We start from the raw sequence: 23564 nt of genomic DNA on the forward strand, positions 1-23564 counted from the left end.
AGGCGGTGAGAAGGGGCCGTTGACGGGGCGGCGGCCTCGGCCGCAAGATCCTGGGAGCGCTCCCAACCTCCCGAAGGACACCCCCCATGACCCTACGCCGGGCCGCGGCAGCGGCCCTCTTCCTCCTGCTCCCCTTGGCCGCCGCCACGCCGGCCCACGCCGACGAGGGCCCGGAGCAGATCGTCAACGGCACCTTCGACTCCTCCACCGCCCCCTGGTGGGGCACCGCCAACGTCACCCCCGAGCTCGACACCGGCCGCCTGTGCGCCGACATCCCCGGCGGCACCGCCAACCCGTGGGACGTGATCATCGGCCAGAACGACCTGCCGCTCGTCGAGGGCGAGACGTACGCCTACTCGTTCACCGCCTCCGCCACCCCCGCCAAGGTCGGCCGGGCCCTCATCCAGCTCCCCGTGGACCCGTGGACGCAGTATCTTTCGGCGGCCCCCGAGCTGAGCGTGTCGGGCAACGACTACTCCTACACCTTCACCGCCCCCGTCTCGCTGCCGAACGCCCAGGTCGTCTTCCAGCTGGGCGGCAGCGCCGAGCCCTGGAGGTTCTGCATGGACGACGTGTCGCTGAAGGGCGGCGCCGAGCCGGAGGAGTACGAGCCCGACACCGGCCCGCGCGTCCGGGTGAACATGGTCGGCTACCTGCCCGATGGCCCCAAGAAGGCCACCGTCGTCACCGAGAAGACCGACGCGGTGGACTGGCAGCTCAAGGACGCCGCCGGCGAGACCGTCGCCACCGGCGCGAGCACCCCGCGCGGCATGGACGCCAGCTCCGGCCAGAACGTCCACACGATCGACTTCACCGCCTACGCCAAGCCCGGCCAGGGCTACACGCTCACGGCCGACGGCGAGACCAGCCGCCCGTTCGACCTGGCCCCCGGCCTGTATGACGACATGCGGGTGGACGCGCTGAAGTTCTACTACACCCAGCGCAGCGGCGTCGAGATCCTGGACGAGCTGCGCCCCGGCTACGGCCGCCCCGCCGGTCACGCGGGCGTCGAGCCCAACCAGGGCGACACGAAGGTCCCCTGCCAGCCCGGCGTCTGCGACTACACGCTCGACGTCAAGGGCGGCTGGTACGACGCGGGCGACCACGGCAAGTACGTGGTCAACGGCGGCATCTCCGCCTACCAGCTGATGGCCGCCTACGAGCGGGACAAGGCCGCCTTCACCGACGGCCAGCTCACCCTCCCCGAGAGCGGCAACGGCGTCCCCGACGTGCTCGACGAGGTCCGCTGGGAGCAGGAGTTCCTGCTCAGCATGCAGGTGCCCGAGGGCGAGACGCTGGCCGGGATGGCCCACCACAAGATCCACGACCGGGCCTGGACCGGGCTGCCGCTGATGCCGCACCTGGACCCGCAGCCCCGCGAGCTGCACCCGCCGTCCACCGCGGCCACGCTGAACCTGGCCGCCACCGCCGCGCAGGCCGCCCGCCTGTTCGCCCCGTACGACGCCGCCTTCGCCGCCCGCAACCTGAAGGCCGCGCGCGCCGCCTGGGCCGCCGCCGTGGCGAACCCCGACAAGTACGCCGACCCGAACGACGGCGTCGGCGGCGGCTCCTACGCCGACGGCGACGTCAGCGACGAGTTCTACTGGGCCGCCGCCGAGCTGTTCATCACGACGGGAGAGAAGGCGTTCCAGGAGTACGTGCTCGCCTCGCCGCACCACACCGGCGACATCTGGCGCGAGCGCGGCTTCGACTGGGGCTTCACCGCGCCGCTCGGCCGCCTCGACCTGGCGACCGTGCCCAACGCGCTGCCGGACCGCGAGCGGGTGCGCGCCTCGGTCGTCGAGGGCGCCGACAAGTATCTGGAGATCCAGCGCGAGCACCCGTACGGCATGCCGTACGACCCGCCGTCGTTCGACTGGGGGTCCAACAACCTGATCCTCAACAACATGGTGGTGCTGGCGACCGCGTACGACCTGACCGGGCAGGAGAAGTATCGCGCGGCCGTCCGCGAGAGCATGGACTACATCCTCGGCCGCAACGCGCTCAACCAGTCGTACGTCACCGGCTACGGCGAGGTGGCGTCGAAGAACCAGCACAGCCGCTGGTACGCCCGCCAGCTCGACCCCGCACTGCCCAACCCGCCGCGCGGCACCCTCTCGGGCGGCCCCAACTCGGCCATCCAGGACCCGCTGGCGCAGCGGCTGCTCCAGGGCTGCAAGCCGCAGTTCTGCTACATCGACCACATCGAGTCCTGGGCCACCAACGAGCTGACGATCAACTGGAACTCGCCGCTGGCCTGGATCTCGTCCTTCCTGGCCGACCGCTCGGCGCGGGCCTCCTGCGAGGTCCGCTACACCGCGCACGGCTCGTGGCCGCGCGGCTTCACCAGCCAGGTCGTCATCGAGAACACCGGTGACCGGGCGATCGACGGCTGGACGCTGCGCTGGTCGTTCCCGGGCGCGCAGGAGGTCAAGCACGCCTGGGCGGCCGAGGTCACGCAGGCGGGCCCGGTGGTGACGGCGAAGGGCCTCGGCTGGAACGCGCGGATCAAGCCGGGCGGTTCGGTGACGTTCGGCTTCGTCGGCGCCGCGACCCCGGGCCCGAACCCGGCCCCGGAGGTCTTCCACCTGAACGGCGGCCGCTGCCGCTAGGCGGGGCTCGGCTCGGCCGACTTCAGCGCGGCCACCAGGTCGCCGGGACTGTCGGCGAAGAACCGGATCACCGTGACCTCGGCCCGCTGCCCCAGCGGCCGGGTCACGGTGATCGGCTCGGTGAGCTGGACGACCACGTTCGTCTGCGACGACACGGCCACGCCGAGCCGCCCGTCCGCGACCGTGACCAGGCCCGTCTCGTTGTAGCTGCGCACGAGGCGGACCGAGGCGACGAGCTCGCGCGGGACGCGGACGTCGAGGAACGCGCCGTAGCGGATCCGCAGCTCGCCGCCGGTGACGACGTGCGGCCGGGTGACGCAGGCGGCGATCATCGCGAGCACGAACAGCAGCGAGTACGCGTCCAGCACCAGCACGACCAGCCGCACCCACAGGTCCACGTCCATGGCCTGGAGCAGCACCTCGACGGCGATCAGCTCCACGGCCATGGCGAACGCGAAGACCATCATGGTGGTCGACTGCTCCCGCGAGTAGGAGACCTCGACGGCGCCGGGCGGCACCCCGTCGCGCCGCCGCCGCGCCCACAGCACCAGGCTGGCCATCCCCTTCCGGTCGAAGTCCATGATCCGGCGCACCCGGTCCATCAGCCCTCCTTCTTCAGCAACGCCACGACCTGCCTGAAAACCACTGCCTGCGCCGGGGTCAGCTCGGCGAACACCAGGTCCATCCACTCCTCGCTGCCGCTCATCGCCCCGGCCAGCTCGGCCGGGATGTGCGCGGCCAGGTCGGCGGCCAGCGCCGGCAGCCGGGAGTCGCCGGGGTCGGCCCCGGCGATCTCGTCGAGCCTGGCGTACATCTCGTGGACCCGCTCGACCACCCCGGGCTCGGTGAAGGGCCGCAGCGCCCGCAGCGCCCACTCCCGGTCCTCCGGGTCGGCCACGGTGTCGAGCAGCGCGAGCATCCCCTGGTCGAGCTGGGCGAAGGCCGACCCGTCGGGTGCGAGGTCGCGCAGCACCTCGCCCATCTCGGGCGACACGGCCGAGTCGGCGCCCAGCTCGGGCTCCTCCAGCAGCGCCGCCAGCCGCGCCCGCCGCGTCCCGATCGCCTCCTGCTGCCTGGCGAGGTCGTCGTCCAGCTCGCGCAGCACCTCGCGCAGGTCCTTGCCCTGGTCGTCGGCCAGCACGTCGCGGATCTCGTCCAGGGACAGCCCGAGCTCGGCCAGCCGCCGCACCCGCGCCAGCAGCACGGCGTCGCGCATCCGGTACGCGCGATAGCCGCCCGAGGTGCGTTCGGGCTCGGGCAGCAGGCCGAGGTGGTGGTAGTGGCGCACGGTCCGGGTCGACACCCCGACCAGCGCGGCGAGCTCGCCGATCAGCATGCCTCCATTAGAGACGTTGACGTAGCGTCAAGGTCAAGCCGGCCCGGCCGCCGGCCTCCTATGCCTTGACCAGCGCGAGCAGCGTGTAGACCGGGTCGGGTCCCGGGACGTCCTGGCCGGGGAGCCCGGCCAGGTGCTCGCGCAGCCCGGCGACGACGGCCGGGTCGGCGTGCCGGGTCCAGCCGAGGCCGGTCCCGCCGAGGAGGTCGCCCCACGCGCGCGGGCTGCGCCCCTGTCCCACCCCCGCGAACGTGGTGCGGCCCGCCATCGCCAGCCCGCACCCGGCGCCCACGTCGAGCACCCGGTCCAGCGCGTCGCTCGCCTGCGGCGCGTGCGCGTCACGGGCCCGGCTGAGCCGCTTGTCACCGGCCCGGTAGACGGCGTCGGTCTTGTCGACGGTGGTGATCAGCGTGCCGCCCGGCCGCAGCACCCGCGCCGCCCCGGCCAGCACCGCCGCCGACGTGTCGTGGTCGAGCAGGTGCAGCAGCCAGATCATGGTGAGCGCGTCGGCCGAGCCCCCGGCGAACGGCAGCCGCGCCGCGTCGCCCCGCACGACGCCGCCGGGCAGCCGCGAGGCGGCGACCGCCGCCATCCCGGCCGCCCGGTCCACGCCCGCGACGAGCCGGCCGGCCCGCCGCAGTCGCGTGGTGACGATCCCGGTGCCGCACGCCACGTCCACCACGACCCGCGCGCCGGGCGGCAGCAGCCGCTCGATCGCCTCCGCCGCGGCCCCGGCCCTGGCCTCGCCGCCGCGTGTCGCGTCGTACGAGGCCGCCTCACGGTCATAGTCGAGCATGCGCCCAACCTACTGGCGCTTGATCAGCGTCCGGTCGGCCTGGAAGGGGACGAACGGGGCCTGGGCGCTGCGGGCCGTGGCGCCCTCGCCGCCACACAGGGCGGTGAACAGGTGATTGCCCGCGGCCACGTCGATCGGGTGGATCGGGATGGTGCCGTTCTCGATCCGCTGGTACTTGGCCAGGTTCAGCCCGATCGACACCTGCCGCTTGCCGTCCTCGCTGGTCAGCGACTGGGTGATCGACCCGAACACGGCGCCGTCGTGCCCCCAGAACCGGCCGCAGGGCAGGTCGGCGGGGTAGATGCCGAGCCCGTACGCGAAGGCCCCGCCGCCGACCGCGACCGGCACCGTGCGCTTCATCTCGGCGAGTTGCTCGGCCCCGAGCAGCCGGCCGCCGAGCAGGGCGCGGTAGAACTGGTTGAGGTCGTCCATCGTGGACACGACGGCCCCGGCGGTGCCGATCCACGACATGTCGTAGACGCTGTAGTCGCGCGGCGGGTCGATGAAGCCGTACCACGACTCGTACAGCTTGGAGTGCGGCCCGGGGATGTGCGGGGAGCGCGGGAACGAGGTGTGGCGCAGCCCGGCCTTGCGGATCACGTGGCGGGTGATGTAGCGCTCGGCGTCCTGGCCGGTGACCTTCTCCAGCACCATCCCGGCGAGCACGTAGTTGGTGTTGGAGTACGAACCGGGCAGCGCGCCCGGCTCCCCGGTGGGCGGCGCGGCCAGGCCGAGGCGGGCCAGCTCCTCGTCGGTGAACGAGCGGAACCGGTTGTCGTCGAGGCTGGCCGTCGAGCCCTGCAACAGCGACGGGAACGCGTACGCCACGTGGTCGGCGATGTGGCTGGTGTGGTTGAGCAGCATCCGGACGGTGACGCGCTCGTCGGTGACGAGGCCGGGCAGGTAGCGGGCCACCGGCGCGTCCAGCTCGATCGTGCCGCGCGCCACCTGCTGCATGACGGCGACCGCGGTGAAGGTCTTGGTGACGCTGCCGACCCGGTGCCGCATGTCGGCGCGGACCGGCCTGCGGGTCTCGACGTCGGCCACCCCGGCGGCGCCCTTCCACGCCTGCCGCCCGTCCTGTGCCGCCGAGTACGTCCCGTACATGCCGGCTGCTTCGATCGCCGTCAGCGTCCGGTCGAGCGCGTCCCGGTCCAGGCCGGCCCGCTCGGCGGCCGCCGGCGTCCCCGCGCCCGCGACCAGCAGCGCGCCCAGCCCGACTCCCACGATCACGCGTCGCATGCCACCTCCAAGATCGATGTTTTGTGTTGATTTGATCCTTATGGATGGCGTACGGGGCTACCAGTCCGCTCCGTCATGGACCTGACATGACGGATGTCATGCCGCGCGCAGGCCGTCCAGCACGACCGCGAGCGTGCGGGCGTGCACGGCGGGGTCGTGCCGGGTGTGCTCGGCGGCCCGGGCCGTGCCGGGCACCGGCCTGTCGCGCAACTTCAGCCCGGCGGTCCGGCCGGCCTGGGCGATGCTCGGCTCGCCGCTCGGCGCCTGGTGCCGCGCACGAACACCCGGCAGGCCGCCGGCGCGACCCTCGCCGACCTGGCGCTCGGCGCCGTACGCCCGCCGACCGGCCAGGGGTACGCGTCGCTGGTCCGGGGGAAGCTGACCTGGCCGCAGCCGTCCGAACCGGCCCGCGACCGGGACGTGGCCGCGGCCCTGTGGCGCGACAGCGCGCTGCTCACCGGCTTGCCCGGAAAGCGTTTTAGGTTAGGCTCACCTAATATGACGGAGCCTTTTGGTATGTTCGAGGTCGAGGTGAGCAGGACCGAACGGCTCAGCCCGTCGTTCCTGCGCGTGACCTTCAGCGGTGGCGACCTGGCACACTTCGCCGACATCGGCTACGACCAGCGGATCAAGCTCATCCTGCCGCTGCCCGGGCACGGCCTGGCTCCCATGCCCCAGGGCCCCGGCTGGTATCAGCGCTGGCGCGAGCTGCCCGGCGAGCTGCGCAACCCCATCCGCACGCTCACCGTACGGCTGGCCCGGCCGCACCTGTGCGAGGTCGACGTGGACATCGCGCTGCACGACGACGACGGCCACAGCGGCCCCGTCGCCCGCTGGGCCGCGACCGTGCGGCCCGGCGCGCCCGCCCTCCTGTTCGGCCCGAACGCCGGCTTCGACGGCCCCAGCGCCGGCATGGCCTTCCGCCCGCACGCCGAGAACGGCCCGGTGCTGCTCGCCGGCGACGAGACCGCCGTCCCCGCGATCGCCGCCACCCTCGAACGGCTCCCCGCCGGGTGCACCGGCGAGGCGCTGATGGAGGTCCCGTACGAGGCCGACGCCCTCGACATCGAGACGCCCAGCCAGGTCAAGATCACCTGGCTGGCGAGGTCCGGCGTCCCGCGCGGCAGCCTGCTCCACCCGGCCGTCGTCGCCGCCGCCGACCGGCTGCTGCCCCCGCTGGCCGCCAACGACTCCGTCGAGGACGTGGACGTCGACGACCTGTGGGAGGTCCCCGAGGACGAGCGGCCTCCCGGCCCCCTGTACGCCTGGCTGGCCGGCGAGGCCGGGGTGATCAAGGGGCTGCGGCGGCACCTGGTGGCCGACCGTGGCATGGACCGGCGCGCGGTCGCGTTCATGGGCTACTGGCGCGAGGGCCGCTCCGAGACCGGCTGACCACCGCCGTCCGGCCGGAAGTGGCGCTTGAAGTCAGGGCATTCCACCAGGGGCTCGTGCGCGCAGGCCGAGGCGTGCCGCAGGGCGTCGCGCATGCGTTCCAGGCGGGCGATGTCGTCCTCCAGCCGCACGGCCTTGTCCGCCAGCCGGGCGCGCAGCTCCGGATCACCGGGGGCCGCCCGCAGGAACCCCGCGATCTCGGCGATGGTGAACCCGGCGTCACGCGCGCAGACGATCAGCGCCAGGCGGTCGAGCACGTCCGGGCGGTAGCTGCGGCGCAGCCCGTTACGCCCGGCCGGGGCGATGAAGCCCTGCTTCTCGTAGTAGCGCAGCGCCGACGCCGCCAGCCCGGTCCTTCGGGCCACCTCGCCGATGTCCAGCAGTTCGCCGTCCATCCCGCCTCCTTGACTTGAACCGCGCTTCAAGTAAGACCCTAGCGGCATGAAGATCCATCACCTCAACTGCGGATCCGTACGCCGCATCGAACCCACCTACCAGGGCCCGCCCGGCGCGCACGCCGTCAACCACTGCCTGCTGGCCGAGACCGAGTCCGCCGGGCTGGTCCTCGTCGAGACCGGCCTCGGCCTGGCCGACGTGCGCGACCCCGCCGGCAGCCTCGGCGCCGACTGGATAGAGCTGGCCGAGCCCTTGCTGGACGAGCGGGAGACCGCCGTGCGCCAGGTCGCCGCGCTCGGCCACGACCCCCGCGACGTGCGGCACGTCATCGTCACCCACCTCGACGTGGACCACTGCGGCGGGCTGCCCGACTTCCCGGCCGCCAAGGTGCACGTCCTGGCCGCCGAGCTCGACGCGGCGACCCACCAGGCGCCCAGCTTCCGCTACCGCCCGGCCCACTGGGCGCACGGCCCGGACTGGGTGACGTATGCGGGCGGCGGCCCGGTTCCGGACGGCTCAGGTGACGACTGGTTCGGCTTCACCTCCGTGCAGGCCGAGGGCCTGCCCCCGGAGATCCGGCTGGTCCCGCTCGGCGGCCACACCGAGGGGCACACCGGCGTGGCCCTGCACGACGGGGACCGCTGGCTCCTGCACTGCGGCGACGCGTACTACTACCACCGCGAGCTGGACGCCGACCCGCACCCGCACCCCGTCCTGAACCTCGTCCAGACCAGCTCGGAGGTCCACCACGACCTGCGGCTGGGCACCCAGGCCCGGCTCCGCGAGCTGGTGCGCCACCACGGCGACCAGGTGACGCTCATCAGCGCGCACGACCCGTGGGAGTTCGCCCGCGCCACGTCCGGCGGGGGCCACTGACCGGTCTCACCGGTCGCACCCCAGCCTCACCCCGGCCTCACCCCGACCTCAAGCGACCGATACGTCATCCCGGAAGAGGAAATATCCGGCGGCGTCCGCCTGGAAGTAGTTGTGGAACTTCGTCGCCTTGGATTCGGCCGCCTTGGTCGCCGTGACGATCGTGACGACCACGACGTTCCGGGCGTCACCCATGCGGATCTTGCCGTACGCGTAGCTCGCGTGCGTCCTGTCCTTGCGCCACAGCACCGCGTCCGACGACAGCTTGCCCAGCTTCGTCGAGGCTTCCTCGGCGTCCGCCTCGGTCGGGAACGCCATGACGATCCGCACACCCTTGAGCGCGCCGCCGTACGCCGTGTACGCCACCTGCACGGCGTGGTCGCAGTTGGTCTTGGCCAGCACGCCGGCGCCGTCGACCGGGTCGCAGGAGGAGTAGTTCCAGCCGCCCACCTTCTTCGCCTGGTACGAGACGCCGCTCAGCTTGAAGTTCCAGTCCTTGAACTCGTCATGGTTGAGCTTCGCGCCCGGCTCGGCCCGGGCCGTGTCGCTGGGGGACGGGGCCGGGGTCTCGGCCGCGGACGCCGAGGGGTCGGGAGTCGCTGGGACGGACGTGGCCGGGTCCGGGGTGCCGGGCGGGGTGGTCTCCGGGGCCGTGGGGGTGTCGGAGGCGGCGGGCGGCTGGGCGACGACGCGGTCGTCCGGCCGGTTGTTCACCACGTAGACGACCGCCGTCGCCGCACCGCCCAGGATCAGCACCGCCAGGCCCGCGACCAGCGCGATCACCAGGCCCTTCCCGCGCTTCGGCGGCTGCGGCGCGCCGTACGGAGGCTGGCCGTACGGGGGCTGACCATAGGCGGGCTGGCCGTACGGAGGCTGCCCGTGCGGTGGCTGACCATAAGGGGGCTGCCCGTGCGGTGGCTGCCCGTGCGGTGGCTGGCCGGGCGGCGTCCCGTACGGGCCCTGCGGTCCGCCGTACTGGCCGGGGTTGTGCTGCCCGCCGTAGTGCCCCTGCCCCTGGCCCTGCTGCCCGCCGTAGTGCCCCTGGCTCTGGCCCTGGTTCGGCGGTGGGGGGTACTGGCCTGGGGAGCCGCCGTAGGGGGCCTGGCCGGGCGGGGGCGCGTACGGGGACTGGCCCTGGGGGGCGCCGCCGTACGGGCCGGGCTGTCCTTGCCCCGGTGCGGTGCCGTGCTGGCCCGGGCCGGCGGCGGGGGGTGGGCCGGACGGGCCGTGGGCGTGGTGGGGCGGGGTGCCGCCTTCGGGCTGGGGCGGCGGAGGATACGACATATCCCTATTTTGAGGGCCGCAGCGGCGCGGCGAGGAATTATGTCGGCAGCCCCCGCTAGCGTCGGACCCATGACGGAACCGACCACCACCGGCACGCGGGCCTCGCGCTGGCTGCGTGGCCCGCTCCGCCCCTTCCAGCACGGCCAGTACGGGCTGCTGACCGGCTCGCTCACGGCGTCCATGCTGGGTGAGGGCCTGTGGCTGATGGCCATGGTGTGGCAGGTGATCGAGCTGGGCGGCGGCGCGGGCGCGCTGTCGCTCGTCTCGACCTGCACGGCCTTGGGCATGGTCGCGACGGTGCTGCTCGGTGGCGTGATCGCCGACCGGGTGCCGCAGCGCCGGGTGCTGCTGACGACCGAGCTGCTGCTGGCCGTCTCCGCCACCGCGATCGCCGCGCTGGCGCTGCTCGGCGCCGTCCAGGTCTGGCAGCTCGCCGTGGTCGCGCTGGTCCGCGGCCTGTGCAGCGGCTTCTACTATCCGGCCTACTCGGCGATGCTGCCCTCGATCGTGCCCGCCGAGCACCTGCTGGCGGCCAACGGCATCGAGGGCACGCTGCGCCCGATCGTGCTGCAGGCCGGCGGCCCGGCGCTCGCGGGCATCCTGGTGGCCAGCTACTCCCCCGGCGCCGCGCTGGCCGTGGGCGCCGCGTCGCAGGTGGCGGCGACGGTGTTCCTGCTGCTGATGAAGCCGGTCCCGATCCGCCGCGACCGCACCGACGAGGAGCCCCGTCACCCTGTGCGCTCGATGCTGATCGACCTGCGCGAGGGCTTCGCGTACATGATCCGGACTCCGTGGCTGCTGGCCACGCTGGTCTTCGCCTCGCTGATGATCCTCGTGGTGATGGGCCCGATGGAGGTGCTGATCCCGTTCGCGGTCAAGGACGGCGCGGGCGGCGGCCCCGAGGATCACGCGCTGGTGATGGCGGCCTTCGGCGTCAGCGGGGCGCTGGCCTCGCTGGCGATGGCCTCGCGCAGGCTGCCCCGGCGCTACCTGACCGCGATGAACGTCATGTGGGGCCTGGCCTGTCTGCCGTTCGTGCTGATCGGCGTCGCCCATGACGTGTGGCTGATCGCGCTGGGCGCGTTCGTGATCGGGGCGCTGTTCAGCGCGCCGATGGTGATCTGGGGCACGCTGTTGCAGCGCCGCGTCCCGCCCGAGCTGCTGGGGCGGGTGTCGAGCCTCGACTTCTTCGTGTCGCTGGTGTTCATGCCGGTGTCGATGGCGCTGGCCGGCCCGCTCAGCGAGGCGATCGGCCTGACGACGACCTTCGTGATCGCCGGTCTGCTGCCGTTGCCGATCGCGGTCGCGGCGGTCCTGCTGGCCCGCATGCCCGCCGACGAGCTCGCCCACCCGCTCGACCGCGCGAAGGCCTGACGGGCGACGGGGGGCCACGAGGCGAAACAGGGTCTTGACAGAGCGAATCGGTTAGTAAAGCTTCCTATTGACTAACCCTACTGACAAGGCGGTGCACGGTGAGGCTGTTCGCTCTCGGGACCCTGCTGCTGGCCTTCGCGGTCGTCGCGCCGCCACCGGCCATCGTCGCCCACGGGCGCACGGCGATGCACGACCTGGTGCCTGCCCCGGTCTCGGTGCGGCCCGCGCGCGGCGCGTTCACGCTGCGGCCCGGCACGGCCATCGCATCCGACGACGCCGGCGTGGCCGCCTACCTGGCCGGGGTCCTGCGCCCGGCCACCGGCTACGCCCTGCCGATCCGCCCCAAGGGCGCGATCTCGCTCCGGCTGGAGGGCGCGCCCGCGTCCGTCGGACCGGAGGGCTACCAGCTCGACGTCACGCCCCGCGGCGTGACGATCAGGGCGCGGACGCCGGCCGGGCTGTTCAACGGCGTCCAGACGCTCCGGCAGTTGCTGCCCGCGAGCGTGGAGAGCCCGAGCGTGCGGCCGGGGCCGTGGCAGGTGCCCGCCGGGCGCATCGTGGACCACCCGCGCTTCGCCTACAGGGGCGCGATGCTCGACGTGGCCCGCCACTTCCACCCGGTCGAGACGGTCAAGCGCTACCTCGACCGGATCGCCCTCTACAAGATCAACCACCTGCATCTGCACCTGTCGGACGACCAGGGCTGGCGCATCGCCATCGACTCCTGGCCCCGGCTGACCACCCACGGCGGAAGCACCCAGGTGGGCGGCGGCCCCGGCGGCTACTACACCAAGGCCGACTACCGGGAGATCGTCGCGCACGCCGCCCGGCGGCACATCACGATCGTGCCGGAGATCGACGTCCCCGGCCACACCAACGCCGCCCTCGCCTCCTACGCCGAGCTCAACTGCGACGGCGTCGCCCCGCCTCTCTACACCGGCGTCAAGGTCGGCTTCAGCTCGCTGTGCACGTCCAAGGAGATCACCTACACCTTCGTCCGCGACGTCCTGAGAGAGCTGGCCGAGCTCACCCCCGGCCCGTACGTGCACCTCGGCGGCGACGAGGCCGACGCGACCTCCGACGCCGACTTCGCCACCTTCGTCAACCGGGTCCACCCCATGGCCGTGTCCCTCGGCAAGAAGGTCGTGGGCTGGCACCAGATCGCCGCGCCCGACGTGCGCCACTCCCCCGGCCGCGTCCTGCAGTACTGGGGCCTGACGAGCGACGACGCGACCGTCACCCGGGCCGTCGCGGGCGGCGCCAAGGTCATCATGTCCCCGGCGAACAAGACGTACCTGGACATGAAGTACGACGCCACGACCAAGCTCGGGACGACCTGGGCGGCCCTCATCGAGGTGCGTGACGCCTATGACTGGGACCCGGGGACGCACCTGGCGGGCGTCCCCGAGTCGGCGGTGCTCGGCGTCGAGGCGCCGCTGTGGACCGAGACGCTCGCGACCGAGGAGGACCTGGAGTACATGGCCTTCCCCAGGCTGCCCGCCGTGGCCGAGCTGGCCTGGTCCCCCCGGTCCACACACGACTGGGCGAGCTTCCGCGAGCGCCTGGCCGCCCAGGCCCCGAGATGGCAGACCCTGGGCATCGGCTTCCACCGCTCGCCCCAGGTCCCGTGGCGCGCCTGACCACGGCAGACTCACAGGGGTGACGCGTTCGCCTGGCGCCCCGGGCTCTGAGCCGGCTACCTCACGCGGCGGTACGTCAGGCGGCGCAGCAGCGTCTCGGCGGGACCGCGGCGGCCCGTACGCGACAGGGTGGCGGCGAGCACGACGGTGAACAGCCAGGTGACGACGGCGACACCGGAGGCGGCGGCGTCGCCGAGCTGGGTGCCGAGCCCGCCGAAGTAGGGTGCGAAGAGCGCGACGAAGACTACCGACTGCAGCAGGTAGCAGGTCAGCGACCACTGGCCGCACGCGGCGAGCGCGCGGGTGACCGCCCCCGGGCGCGCGTGGCGTTCCCGGCCGGCGACGGCGAGCCCGATGAGGGCGGCGTACGCGAGCCCGCCCGCGATGCCGGTGACGCTGTGCAGCGCGTACGCGGTGATGCCGATGGCGTCCGTGGCGTCCCAGATCCGGGTGTCGATCAGCGTGAGCGGCACGGCGCCGACGACGGCGATCAGCGTGCCGATGACGCCGACCCGGCGGAGCAGCGCCCGGTGCTCCGCGGGCTGCTCCAGCAGGCGGCGGCGGGCCGCCCAGATGCCGAGCAGGAAGGCGGGCACGACACTGACGGCGAAGTACGTCGGCGTCATCCCGGACCAGCCGATCATTCGCATCACGGCGGCCTCCATCGGGTCGGCCATGGCGGCGGGCGTGTCGCCCTTCTCGGCGCTGACGGTGAGCAGTCCGAACAGGCCGAGCACGGCGACGTGCAGCACGGTGCTGACCCCGGCGGCCCAGAACAGGGCCCGGTCGCTGCGCCGGATGAACCCGACGAGCACCAGCCCGACCAGGCCGTACGCGCCGAGGATGTCGCCGAAGAAGAGCAGCAGGGCGTGGCAGAACCCGAAGGCCAGCAGCCACAGGCTCCGTGCGCGCAGCACCTTCCGCACCTGCGGCCAGGTGCGCCCGGCGGCGAGCTGGCGGTCGGCGAGCTGGACGAGGCCGTAGCCGAACAGCCCGGCGAACATCGGCAGCGCCCGCCCGTCGACGAGCAGGATCTGGATCCCGGCCACCAGCCGGTCGAGGAGGCCGCCGTCGAGGGTGTAGCCGCGGAAGCCGGCGGGGTGGCCGGACAGGTACATGTGCGCGTGCGCCACCGCGATGAGCAGCAGCATGAGGCCGCGCGCGAGGTCGGGGGCCAGGGACCGCCGGCTCAGCGGCACGGCCTGCTGGACGGGGGGTGGGGCGGTGATGGACATGGGTGTCCCCTCAGCATTAGATACACGACTGTAGCTTATGTTGGACAGTAAGATACAGCCTTGTAGCTGAGCAAGGGGCAAACGTGAGCGATCGAAGCGGGCGGACCCGGCGGCGCGGCGACGACCTGATCCACGCCATCCACACTGCCGTGCTGGAAGAGGTGGTCGAGGTCGGCGTCGGCAGGCTCACCATGGACGGCATCGGCAAGCGCGCCGCCACCCCGCGCAGCACCCTCTACCGGCGCTGGTCCGACCCCGTCGAAGTGCTGCTCGACGCGCTCTACCACGCCCACCCGGTCGAGGAGCCGACCCCCGGCGCCGACGACCTGCGCGGCGACCTGATCCGAGCGCTCAAGCTCATGGTCACCTGGACGCTGAGCCCCGCCGGACGCGCCGTGGCGGCCATCCTCACCGACCCGTTGAGCGCGACGAAAATGTCCGAGGCGCTGCAGGAGCGGGTGTTCGCCCACCGGGGCGGCACGTTCACCAGCACCGTGCTGCGCCACTACGCCGAGCGCGGCGCCTTCCCCGCCGGCCGCCTCACCCCGGTGGTCGCCGACATCGGCGAGGCGCTCGTCGTCAAACGGCTGCTCGACGGCATGCCGCCGAGCGACTCCGACCTGATCGACTTCGTCGACCAGGCGATCCTGCCCGCGCTCGGCCTCAGTGCCCCGAGCTCTGATAGTGATCGAGCTGACGCCGCCACACCACGACCGCCAGCATGATCAGCCCCACGCCCAGCACTCCCTGACTTTCGTCAGGGGTCGCTCTGGACTTTCGCGCATGTCGGCGCTGACGTGCGCCTTCGTACGCTCCCTTCCATGAACACGATCCGGCGCAACGCCACCGCTCTCCTCCTCTCCCTGGCCGTCGCGACGCCCCTGGTGCAGACCGCGCAGGCCGCGCAGGCCGCGCCCGCCGCCGACGACGTGCGCCTGGCCATCCCCGCGCCCACCGGCTCGTACGCGGTCGGCCGCGACACGCTGCACCTGGTCGACCGGGATCGGCGCGACCCGTGGGTGCCCTCGGCGGGAGCCCGGCAGCTCATGGTCTCGATGTACTATCCGGCCCGCGACGGCGGGAAGCCCGCCCCGTACATGTCCCTCAAGGAGGCCGAGCTCCTCCTGCGCGGCCAGAACCTCGACAAGCGCTTCCCGCCGAAGATCCTCGCCGCCACCCGCACCAACGCCCGCACCGGCGCGCGCCCCGCCCCCGGCAGGCACCCGCTCGTCCTGCTCTCCCCCGGCTTCACGCTCAACCGCGCCACCCTCACCTCGCTCGCCGAGGAGCTCGCCTCCACCGGGTACGTGGTCGCGCTCGTGGATCACGCCTACGAGTCGTTCGGCACCACGTTCCCCGGCGGCCGCACGCTGACCTGCGTCGCCTGCGACACCATCGAGGGGGCCGGCTCTGACGCCGCGGAGAAGAAGTTGCTGGCCAAGGCCGCCACCGGCCGGGCCGCCGACCTCTCCTTCGTCGTCGACCGGCTGACGAGCCTGCCCGCGTGGAAGCGCTCGATCGACCCGCGGCGCATCGGCGCGGCCGGCCACTCGCTCGGCGGCAACGCCTCGGCGAGCGTCATGGCCGCCGACCGCCGCGTCCGCGCCGGGGTGAACATGGACGGGACGTTCTTCGCCCCGGTCCCCGAGCGGGGCCTCGGCGGGCGTCCGTTCCTCATGCTCGGCACCCAGGCCGGCCACTCCCCCACCGCACGCGACACGAGCTGGCCGCGCGACTGGAAGCGGCTGGACGGCTGGAAGCGCTGGCTCACCGTCGCGGACTCCGGCCACTTCACCTTCATCGACCTGCCCATCCTCGGCGGCCAGGCCGGCCACAGCGACCCCTCGGCGCCGCTGTCGGGCAAGCGTTCGGGCGAGATCACCCGCGCGTACGTGGGCGCGTTCTTCGACCAGCACCTGCGCGGCAAGCAGCGCCCCCTCCTCGACGGCCCCACCCCGGCCAACCCGGAAGTCACCTTCCAGAACCCGTCCTGACGACCTGCACCTCCCACCAGGGCGTCAGAGCGGCCCCCGCCCCGCTCCAGCGCACGCCGGGCGACCCGCCGCAACCGCTCGTCGGCCCACACGTCGCGGTCGGTCACCCGGGCTCTGACACGGCACCGCCTCTCTCACGGGGGTGTGACAATCGGCGTTGTCATCTGGTGACGCGGTCGAGGAGTTCGAGCAGGTGGTGGTACGGCTTGCCGGTGGCGCGGGTGAGGCCGAGCTCGCAGGTGCGGTTGACCGAGGCGTGGGCGGTGAAGTCGCCGGCGGTGACGGAGGCGGCCTCGGCGCGGGTGGCGGAGGCGGTCAGCTCGGGGTGGAGCAGGCCGCGGTCGCCGGCGAAGGCGCAGCACTGCCAGCCGTCGGGGACGACGACCCGTTCGGCGACGGCCTCGGCGATGCGGGTGATGGCGGCGTCGAGGCCCAGGCGGGTCGAGGAGCAGGTGGGGTGCAGGGCGAGCGACGGCAGGCGGCGGGCCTCGGGCAGGTGGGGCAGGATGCGCTCGGCGGTGAACGCGATTGCGTCGACGACCTGGAAGCCGAGCTTGTCGAACCCTTCGGTGCAGGAGGCGGCGTCGGTGACGACGGGCAGGCGGCCGCCGTCGGTGGCCTCGGTGAGCACGTCCGCGACGCGGCGGGCCATCGTGTCGTGGCCGTCGGTGAAGCCCTTGGACGACCACGGGGTGCCGCAGCACAGGCCGGCGATCTGTTCGGGGACGTGCAGGCGGATGCCGGCACGCCCGGCCAGGCGGCGGAAGGCGGCCATGACGCCGGGGCCGCCGTCGGCGGGGGCGAACAGCGTGTTGAGGCAGGACGGCAGGTAGACGGCGTCGGGCGAGGCGGCCGGGGCGGCGCGGCGGCGGGTCCCGCCGCGCGGCAGGTCGCGGCTCCATCGGGGCACGGTCTCGGCGCCGATCAGGTCGCGGCCCAGCCCGCTGGCAGCTTCGGGCAGCGCGGGCGGGAGGCTCGCCGCCGTGTCGAGGGCCAGGTTCATGGCGCGGGTGACGCCGTCCCAGTGCTTGGCGGCGCTCTTCCAGCCCGTGCGCGCGGCGCGGCCGTGGCGTTCGGCGCGCAGGCGCCGGGTCAGGTCGCCGGTGTTGATCTGGACGGGGCAGGCGGTGGCGCACATGCCGTCGACGGCGCACGTGTCGACGGCGTCGTAGGCGTACTCCTCCTCCAGCTCGCGGGCGAGCGCGTGGTCACCGGCGGCCTGGGCGGCGGCGAGCTCGCGGCGCAGCACGATGCGCTGGCGCGGGGTGGTGGTCAGGTCGCGGCTGGGGCAGACGGGCTCGCAGTAGCCGCACTCCACGCACCGGTCGACCTCGGGCTCGACGGTGACGACGGTCTTGAGGTCGCGCAGGTGGGCGTCCTCCCGGTCGGTCAGCAGCACGCCGGGGTTGAGCGTGCCCGCGGGGTCGCACAGCCGCTTGACCTCGCGCATCACCTCGTACAGCTCGTCGCCGTACTGCCGGCGCACGAACGGCGCCATGACCCGGCCGGTGCCGTGCTCGGCCTTGAGCGTGCCGCCCCGGCCCAGCACCGCCTCCACCATGTCCTCGGTGAACTCGGCGTAACGCCGCAGGTCGGTGGCGAAGCGCTCGTTCAGCATGAAGTGCAGGTTGCCGTCCTTCGCATGCCCGAAAATCACGCTGCGCTCGTAGTGGTGCTTGGCGAACAGCGCGCCCAGGTCGTCGCACAGGTCGGCCAGCGCGGTCACCGGGACGGCCACGTCCTCCAAGAGCGCCGTGGTGCCGCTCGGCCTGGCCCCGGCGACGGACGCGTACAGTCCCTTGCGGATGTGCCACAGCGCGGCCCGGCCGCCCGCGTCCCTGCTCAGCCGCGCGGGCGCGGACAGCTCCAGCTCGCCGAACACGGTGGCGGCCGCGCCCTCGCGCTCGCCGAGCGCGCCGGCGTCGGACTCCTGCCACTCCACCAGCAGCGCCGCATGATCGCGTACGGTCAGCGTACGCAGGAGGTCGTCGGCCTTGGGGTCGGTCTGTGCCACCCGCAGCGACTCGGCGTCCAGCAGCTCGACGGCGGCGGGCTCGGCGGCGACCAGGCCGGGCATCGCGGCCATCGCCTGGTGCAGGCTGGGGAAGACGAGCAGCCCGGTGGCGGCGAGCGGGTGGGCGGGCACCGTGCGCAGCACCGCCTCGGCCACGAACCCGAGCGTGCCCTCGCTGCCGACGATCAGGTGCGCGAGGATGTCCACCGGGTCATCGTGGTCGAGGAAGCTGTTGAGGCCGTAGCCCATCGTGTTCTTCAGCGCGAACTGCACCTCGATGCGCCGCACCGAGTCCGGGTTGCCGCGGATCCGGTCGCGCAGCCGTTCCAGCCCGGCCGCCAGCTCGGGTTCGAGCGCGCGCAGCCGCTGCGTGGCGTCGGGCGCGCCGGTGTCGACGACCGTGCCGCTCGCCAGGACCAGCGTCATCGACTCCAGCGTCCGGTACGTGTTCGCGTGGGTGCCGCAGGTCATGCCGCTGGAGTTGTTGGCGACGACGCCGCCGATTGTGCACGCCGACTCGCTGGCCGGGTCGGGGCCGAGCTTGCGGCCGTAGGGCGCCAGGCGGGCGTTCACCTGCCGCAGCACCGCGCCGGGCTGGACCCGCACCCGAGCCCCGCCGTCGAGCACCTCGATCGAACGGAAGTGCCTGCGCGTGTCGACCAGCAGGTGCTCGCTCACCGCCTGCCCGCTCAGGCTCGTCCCGCCCGACCGGAACGTCAGCGGCAGCCCGGTCCGCAGCAGCGCCGCCACCTGGTCGGCGCTCTCCGGCACGAGAACGGCCTGCGGGGTCAGCAGGTAGTGGGAGGCGTCGTGGGCCATGCCCAGCCGGTCGCTCGCCCGTGTGCGGGTGATCCCCGGAACGGCGTTCTCCACTGCGGCGAGGGCGGTGCTGTCGATCACGTTCGTACTCTCTCATCGGCGCGGATGTCGATCCACAACGGGACACGCTATCCCGGCCGATCAGTAGCCGTACCCGCTGCGGCGGAGCTGCCGGGCGTCGGAGAGGCGGTTGAGAGCCCGGCGGCGGCCAGGCCGAGCATGAGGGACGTCCACGCGGCCGTCAGCACGGCGGCGATGCCGGACAGGTGGCCGAGGACCGGCGGCGCGTTCCTGACCAGCCGCCACACCCCGTACGCGACGGCGGCGAAGACCGCGTTCAGCGCCAGGTCGGCCAGGTAGGCGGCCGACAGCCCTCCGAGGCCGCACGAGCCGACTGGAACGAGAATCAGACCGGACACGGCCAATGTCCAGGGCCGTGTCGCTGTCGGTTCCCGGCGTGACCTGCTCGGATACTCGGGGGCATGCTGAGCGGACTTCGAGAGCGCGTGCTGCCCGACACGCAGCGCCGCCCGCTGGAGGATCTGGTCGAGAGCCTGGATCTGTCGGCGGGTGACAGCGGGGCCAAGCGGTCGGCGTTCTGGACGATGCTCACGCTGTCAGCGGTGATCGCGTCGGCCGGGGTGCTGACGGACTCGACGGCCACCGTGATCGGGGCGATGATCATCGCGCCGCTGGCCACGCCGATCATGGGGACCGCGCTGGCGACGGTGCGGCACAGCGGGCAGGGCGCGGTCGGGTTCGTGTTCTTCGGCGGGCTGCTGGTGGTCGGGATCGGAGTGGTGTTCTCGGCGTTGCTGCCGGCCTCGTACGAGCTGCTGACCAACAGTCAGATCGCGGGGCGTACGTCGCCGAAGCTGATGGATCTGGTGGCGGCGCTGGCGACGGGGCTGGCCGGGGCGGTGGCGCACGCGCGGCGGGACGTGGCGGCGGTGCTGCCGGGGGTGGCGATCGCGATCTCGCTGGTGCCGCCGCTGGCGGTCGTGGGGGTGTGCCTGGGCCGGGGGGCGGGCTGGCTGGCGCTGGGCGCGCTGGTGCTCTTCCTGTCGAACCTGCTGGCGCTGATCCTCGGCGGCATCGTGGTGTTCACGGCGACGGGGTACGGGGCCGAGGCCGTCGCGGAGTCGGGGCGCAGCCGCCGCCGGGCCCGGCTGGTGCTGGCGTCGCTGCTGGTCCTGGTGGTCGTCCCGCTGTCGGCGAACACCGTGGTGAGCTGGCTGCTGTCGACGTGGAGCGCGCGGGCGAAGGCGGTGGCCGCGGAGTGGATCTCCGGCGTGCCGGGTTCGTCGATTGCGGGCGTGGACGTGGTCTCCCGGGAGCTGCGCGTCCGGGTGCAGACGCCGGGTGAGCTGCCGCCGGTCTCCGGCCTGCTCGGGGCGCTGCGCGGGCAGATCCCGGACGGGGTGCCGGTCGTGGTGGAGACAACGCGCGGGAGCACGATCCAGGCCGGCCGGGTTGGCGGTGACTCGTGAGGATTTACCCGTTCTTGCTGGGCCGCTGACGCGCCACGCCCGCCTGCCGCGACGCCGCTTGAAAGGCTGGACGGCGGCGAGCCGACCAGGAGGAACCCATGATCAAGCCGGGCAGGGCGGCGCGGACCGACCGGGCGCGACCGGTGCGGGTGGTGCTGTCGCCCGCGAACGTGGCGCGGGCCGGGCTCGCGCTGGCCGTCCTCGTCGCGGGGGCGTTCTTCCTGCACTTCGTGCTGACCGACGCGGGCTGGCTGGTCGTCCTGGTGGTGCTGGCCTGGTTCGTGTCGCTGGCGATGGAGCCGGGGGTGCGCAGGCTGTCGAGATGGATGCCGAGAGGCCGGGCCACGATGGTGATGATGGTGGCGCTCATCCTGGCGGCGCTGATCTTCCTGGCGCTGTTCGGCAACCTGTTCCTGGAGCAGGCCGCGCAGCTCCTGCGCCACCTGCCCACCGTCGCCGAGGCCGTGATCTCGTGGATCAACGCCCGGCTCGGCACCCAGTACCGGGTGCACGACATCCTCGCCTCCATCCACCTCACCCCGCAGCAGGCCGCCGAGTACGCCCAGGGGGTGCTCGGCGGCGTGCTGAGCCTGCTGGGCGCGGTGACGAAGACCGTGTTCAACCTGATCACCATCCTGCTGCTGGCCTTCTACCTGTCGGCCGACGGCCCGCGCCTGCGCCACTGGATCGCGCGCCTGCTGCCGCGCCGGCCGCAGCAGCTCTTCGGCCGCGTCTGGGACCTGTCGATCGAGAAGACCGGCGGGTACGTGTCGGCCCGGCTCATCCTGGCCACGATCAACGGGTGCCTGTCGGCCGCGGTGTTCCTGCTGATCGGCATGCCGTCGTGGCTGGCGCTCGGCGTGTGGACGGGGGTGGTGGCCCAGTTCGTGCCGACGATCGGCACGTACATCTCGATCGCGCTGCCCGCGGTGGTGGGGTTCGCCTCGCCGCAGCCGTGGGTGGGGGCGGTGGCGCTGGGCTGGGCGATCCTGTATCAGCAGGTGGAGAACCTGACGCTGGAGCCGAGGATCAGCGCCCGCTCGGTCGACCTGCACCCGGCGGCCTCGTTCACGGCCGTGCTCCTGGGTGCGGCGCTGTTCGGGCCGGTGGGCGCGCTGCTGTCCATCCCCGTGGTGGCGATGCTGTTCGCGCTCGTCGACACGTACGCGGCGACCCGGCCAGAGCCGGTGCAAGAGATGGCCACGGGTGGGTGAAGGTACCGGCTCCGGCCGGGCAACCGGACGCCCGGGGGGAAGGTCGCTTTCATGGCTGACCTTCCCTTTCATGACCGGGCGGACTTCGAGGCCGCCGACCGCGGGTTCCTGGCCGCGCTCGACCCCGCGGTGATCAGAACGGCCGACGGCCGCGTCGTCTGGGACTCCGACGCGTACGGCTTCCTCGACGGGGAGTGCCCGGACACCGCGCATCCCAGCCTGTGGCGGCAGGGCCAGCTCTGCGTCAAACAGGGCCTGTACGAGGTCACGGACGGCATCTACCAGATACGCGGGCTGGACCTGTCGAACATGACGCTGATCGAGGGCGACGAGGGCGTCATCGTGGTCGACCCGCTGCTGTCCGACGAGTGCGCGGCGGCGGGCCTGAAGCTCTACCGCGAGCAGCGCGGCGACCGGCCGGTCACCGCCGTCATCTACACGCACTCGCACGCCGACCACTTCGGTGGCGTGCGCGGCGTCACCGACGGCGACGTGCCGATCCTGGCCCCCGCCGGGTTCATGGAGCACGCGGTGTCGGAGAACGTCTACGCGGGCACCGCGATGAACCGCCGCGCGGTCTACATGTACGGCCCCGACCTGCCCCGCTCGCCGGAGGGCCAGATCGGCACCGGGCTCGGGATGACTACCTCGACCGGCACCATCTCCCTCATCCCGCCCACGCTCGACATCACGCGCACCGGCCAGGAGGAGACGATCGACGGCGTGCGGCTGGTCTTCCAGCTCACGCCGGGCACCGAGGCCCCGTCCGAGATGAACTTCTACGTCCCGGACCGCCGGGCGCTCTGCATGGCCGAGAACGCGACCCACAACCAGCACAACATCCTGACGCTGCGCGGCGCGCTGGTCCGCGACACCCGGGTGTGGGCGCGCTACCTCGACGAGGCGATCACGCTGTTCGCCGGCGACGCCGACGTGGTCTTCGCCTCGCACCACTGGCCGACGTGGGGCAGCGAGAACATCGTCACGTTCCTGTCCCAGCAGCGCGACATGTACGCCTACATGCATGACCAGACGTTGCGCATGATGAACCAGGGCATGACGGGCATCGAGATCGCCGAGGCGATCCGGATGCCGCCGGCCCTGGAGCAGGCGTGGCACACCCACGGCTACTACGGCTCGGTCAGCCACAACGTCAAGGCCATCTACCAGCGCTATCTCGGCTGGTTCGACGGCAACCCGGCCCACCTGTGGGAGCACCCGCCGGTCGAGCAGGCCCGCCGCTACGTCGAGTGCATGGGCGGGCGCGAGGGCGTCCTGTCGTACGCCCGCCGCTACGTCGACGAGGGCGACCTGCGCTTCGCTGCCACGCTGCTCAACCACGCGGTGTTCGCCGACGACGGCGACCGGCAGGCGCGCGAGCTGCTCGCCGAGGTCTACACCCGGCTCGGCCACGGCTCCGAGAACGGCACCTGGCGAAACTTCTACCTGGTCGCCGCCCGGGAGCTGACCTCCGGCGTGGTGCCGCCCGACCTCGACACCACCTCGCCGGAGATGCTCCAGGCCCTGTCGCTGGAACAGGTCTTCGACTCCATCGCCATCCGCGTCGACGGGCCGAAGGCGTGGAACGAGAGCCTGGCGATCGACTGGCACCTGACGGACCTGGACCGGCGGCACCGGACCGCGCTGTCCAACGGCGTGCTCATCCACCAGGCCGATCCGCCGTCCCGGCCGGTGGACCTGACGCTCACGCTCACCAAGCGGGACCTGCTGGGCCTGCTGACCGGCGGGCCGGCCGACGGCATCCGGCACGAGGGCGACCTGAACGCGCTGAACCGCCTGACCGCCGTACTGGACGACCCGACTCCGGCGTTCGCGATCGTGACGCCGTGAGC

At 72.9% G+C, this 23564-nt stretch carries 19 protein-coding genes; 10 read left to right on the forward strand and 9 right to left on the reverse strand.

What is annotated here, in order from left to right; all coding sequences use genetic code 11:
* The first annotated feature begins 86 nt into the window (after positions 1 to 86).
* A complete protein-coding gene (locus AB0G11_RS04165) occupies positions 87 to 2612 on the forward strand; it encodes a glycoside hydrolase family 9 protein (RefSeq protein ID WP_357583867.1) in 2526 nt (841 codons plus the stop codon).
* Here AB0G11_RS04165 and AB0G11_RS04170 read toward each other — a convergent pair.
* The 4 genes from AB0G11_RS04170 to AB0G11_RS04185 are packed head-to-tail and all read right to left on the reverse strand — an operon-like array spanning position 2609 to position 5986.
* The gene (locus tag AB0G11_RS04170; protein ID WP_219508392.1) at positions 2609 to 3214 is read right to left on the reverse strand and encodes a hypothetical protein; all 606 of its coding nucleotides are present in this window, start codon (positions 3212 to 3214) and stop codon (positions 2609 to 2611) included. The two genes, AB0G11_RS04165 and AB0G11_RS04170, sit on opposite strands and share 4 nt — an antisense overlap.
* Positions 3214 to 3948 carry a MerR family transcriptional regulator gene (locus AB0G11_RS04175; protein WP_219508391.1) on the reverse strand — a complete coding sequence of 245 codons (735 nt, stop codon included), beginning with the start codon at positions 3946 to 3948 and terminating at the stop codon, positions 3214 to 3216. Before AB0G11_RS04175 ends, AB0G11_RS04170 begins: the two co-directional genes overlap by 1 nt.
* Before the next feature lie 58 nt (positions 3949 to 4006).
* A complete protein-coding gene (locus tag AB0G11_RS04180) occupies positions 4007 to 4744 on the reverse strand; it encodes a class I SAM-dependent methyltransferase (RefSeq protein WP_357583869.1) in 738 nt (245 codons plus the stop codon).
* A gap of 9 nt (positions 4745 to 4753) precedes the next feature.
* Positions 4754 to 5986 (reverse strand): serine hydrolase domain-containing protein, encoded by a 1233-nt coding sequence (locus tag AB0G11_RS04185; RefSeq protein ID WP_357583871.1) that lies wholly within the window; start codon positions 5984 to 5986, stop codon positions 4754 to 4756.
* A gap of 267 nt (positions 5987 to 6253) precedes the next feature.
* Here AB0G11_RS04185 and AB0G11_RS04190 point away from each other — a divergent pair, with 267 nt between their 5' ends.
* The gene (locus tag AB0G11_RS04190) at positions 6254 to 7378 is read left to right on the forward strand and encodes a siderophore-interacting protein (protein ID WP_357583873.1); all 1125 of its coding nucleotides are present in this window, start codon (positions 6254 to 6256) and stop codon (positions 7376 to 7378) included.
* On the opposite strand, the gene AB0G11_RS04195 is transcribed toward AB0G11_RS04190, so the two are convergent.
* A complete protein-coding gene (locus AB0G11_RS04195; protein WP_357583875.1) occupies positions 7345 to 7773 on the reverse strand; it encodes a MerR family transcriptional regulator in 429 nt (142 codons plus the stop codon). The two genes, AB0G11_RS04190 and AB0G11_RS04195, sit on opposite strands and share 34 nt — an antisense overlap.
* A gap of 46 nt (positions 7774 to 7819) precedes the next feature.
* Here AB0G11_RS04195 and AB0G11_RS04200 point away from each other — a divergent pair, with 46 nt between their 5' ends.
* Complete coding sequence (locus tag AB0G11_RS04200) at positions 7820 to 8650, forward strand: MBL fold metallo-hydrolase (RefSeq protein WP_357583877.1); 831 nt, start codon at positions 7820 to 7822, stop codon at positions 8648 to 8650.
* A 48-nt stretch (positions 8651 to 8698) separates the two neighbouring features.
* Here the strand turns inward: AB0G11_RS04200 and AB0G11_RS04205 are convergent, their stop codons facing one another.
* Positions 8699 to 9931 (reverse strand): hypothetical protein, encoded by a 1233-nt coding sequence (locus tag AB0G11_RS04205; RefSeq protein WP_357583879.1) that lies wholly within the window; start codon positions 9929 to 9931, stop codon positions 8699 to 8701.
* A 69-nt stretch (positions 9932 to 10000) separates the two neighbouring features.
* On the opposite strand from AB0G11_RS04205, the gene AB0G11_RS04210 reads away from it, so the two are divergent.
* Positions 10001 to 11305, forward strand: a complete 1305-nt coding sequence (locus tag AB0G11_RS04210) for an MFS transporter (protein WP_357583881.1) — start codon at positions 10001 to 10003, stop codon at positions 11303 to 11305.
* Positions 11306 to 11403: 98 nt separating this feature from the next.
* Complete coding sequence (locus AB0G11_RS04215; protein WP_357583883.1) at positions 11404 to 12945, forward strand: beta-N-acetylhexosaminidase; 1542 nt, start codon at positions 11404 to 11406, stop codon at positions 12943 to 12945.
* A gap of 56 nt (positions 12946 to 13001) precedes the next feature.
* On the opposite strand, the gene AB0G11_RS04220 is transcribed toward AB0G11_RS04215, so the two are convergent.
* Positions 13002 to 14180 (reverse strand): DUF418 domain-containing protein, encoded by a 1179-nt coding sequence (locus tag AB0G11_RS04220; protein WP_357583885.1) that lies wholly within the window; start codon positions 14178 to 14180, stop codon positions 13002 to 13004.
* An 83-nt stretch (positions 14181 to 14263) separates the two neighbouring features.
* Between AB0G11_RS04220 and AB0G11_RS04225 the strand changes: the two genes are divergently transcribed.
* Positions 14264 to 14905, forward strand: a complete 642-nt coding sequence (locus AB0G11_RS04225; protein ID WP_357583887.1) for a TetR-like C-terminal domain-containing protein — start codon at positions 14264 to 14266, stop codon at positions 14903 to 14905.
* Between the two features lie 96 nt (positions 14906 to 15001).
* On the forward strand, positions 15002 to 16174 hold the full coding sequence (locus tag AB0G11_RS04230) for an alpha/beta hydrolase (RefSeq protein ID WP_357583889.1): 1173 nt from the start codon (positions 15002 to 15004) through the stop codon (positions 16172 to 16174).
* Positions 16175 to 16334: 160 nt separating this feature from the next.
* Here AB0G11_RS04230 and AB0G11_RS04235 read toward each other — a convergent pair whose 3' ends face one another.
* Positions 16335 to 19088 (reverse strand): FAD-binding and (Fe-S)-binding domain-containing protein, encoded by a 2754-nt coding sequence (locus tag AB0G11_RS04235; RefSeq protein ID WP_357583890.1) that lies wholly within the window; start codon positions 19086 to 19088, stop codon positions 16335 to 16337.
* A 47-nt stretch (positions 19089 to 19135) separates the two neighbouring features.
* Positions 19136 to 19426, reverse strand: coding sequence for a hypothetical protein (locus tag AB0G11_RS04240; protein WP_357583892.1), 291 nt, complete (start codon positions 19424 to 19426; stop codon positions 19136 to 19138).
* Positions 19427 to 19489: 63 nt separating this feature from the next.
* Here AB0G11_RS04240 and AB0G11_RS04245 point away from each other — a divergent pair, with 63 nt between their 5' ends.
* The 3 genes from AB0G11_RS04245 (at position 19490) to AB0G11_RS04255 (ending at position 23562) form a co-directional block, all read left to right on the forward strand.
* The gene (locus AB0G11_RS04245) at positions 19490 to 20497 is read left to right on the forward strand and encodes a DUF389 domain-containing protein (RefSeq protein ID WP_357583894.1); all 1008 of its coding nucleotides are present in this window, start codon (positions 19490 to 19492) and stop codon (positions 20495 to 20497) included.
* A 98-nt stretch (positions 20498 to 20595) separates the two neighbouring features.
* The gene (locus AB0G11_RS04250; protein WP_246645645.1) at positions 20596 to 21711 is read left to right on the forward strand and encodes an AI-2E family transporter; all 1116 of its coding nucleotides are present in this window, start codon (positions 20596 to 20598) and stop codon (positions 21709 to 21711) included.
* A gap of 51 nt (positions 21712 to 21762) precedes the next feature.
* Entirely contained in the window at positions 21763 to 23562 is a 1800-nt protein-coding gene (locus AB0G11_RS04255) for an alkyl sulfatase dimerization domain-containing protein (protein ID WP_357583896.1), read from the forward strand.
* Positions 23563 to 23564 lie beyond the last annotated feature (2 nt).

The sequence above is a fragment of the Nonomuraea sp. NPDC023979 genome (assembly GCF_040639085.1).
GTDB lineage: Bacteria > Actinomycetota > Actinomycetes > Streptosporangiales > Streptosporangiaceae > Nonomuraea > Nonomuraea ceibae.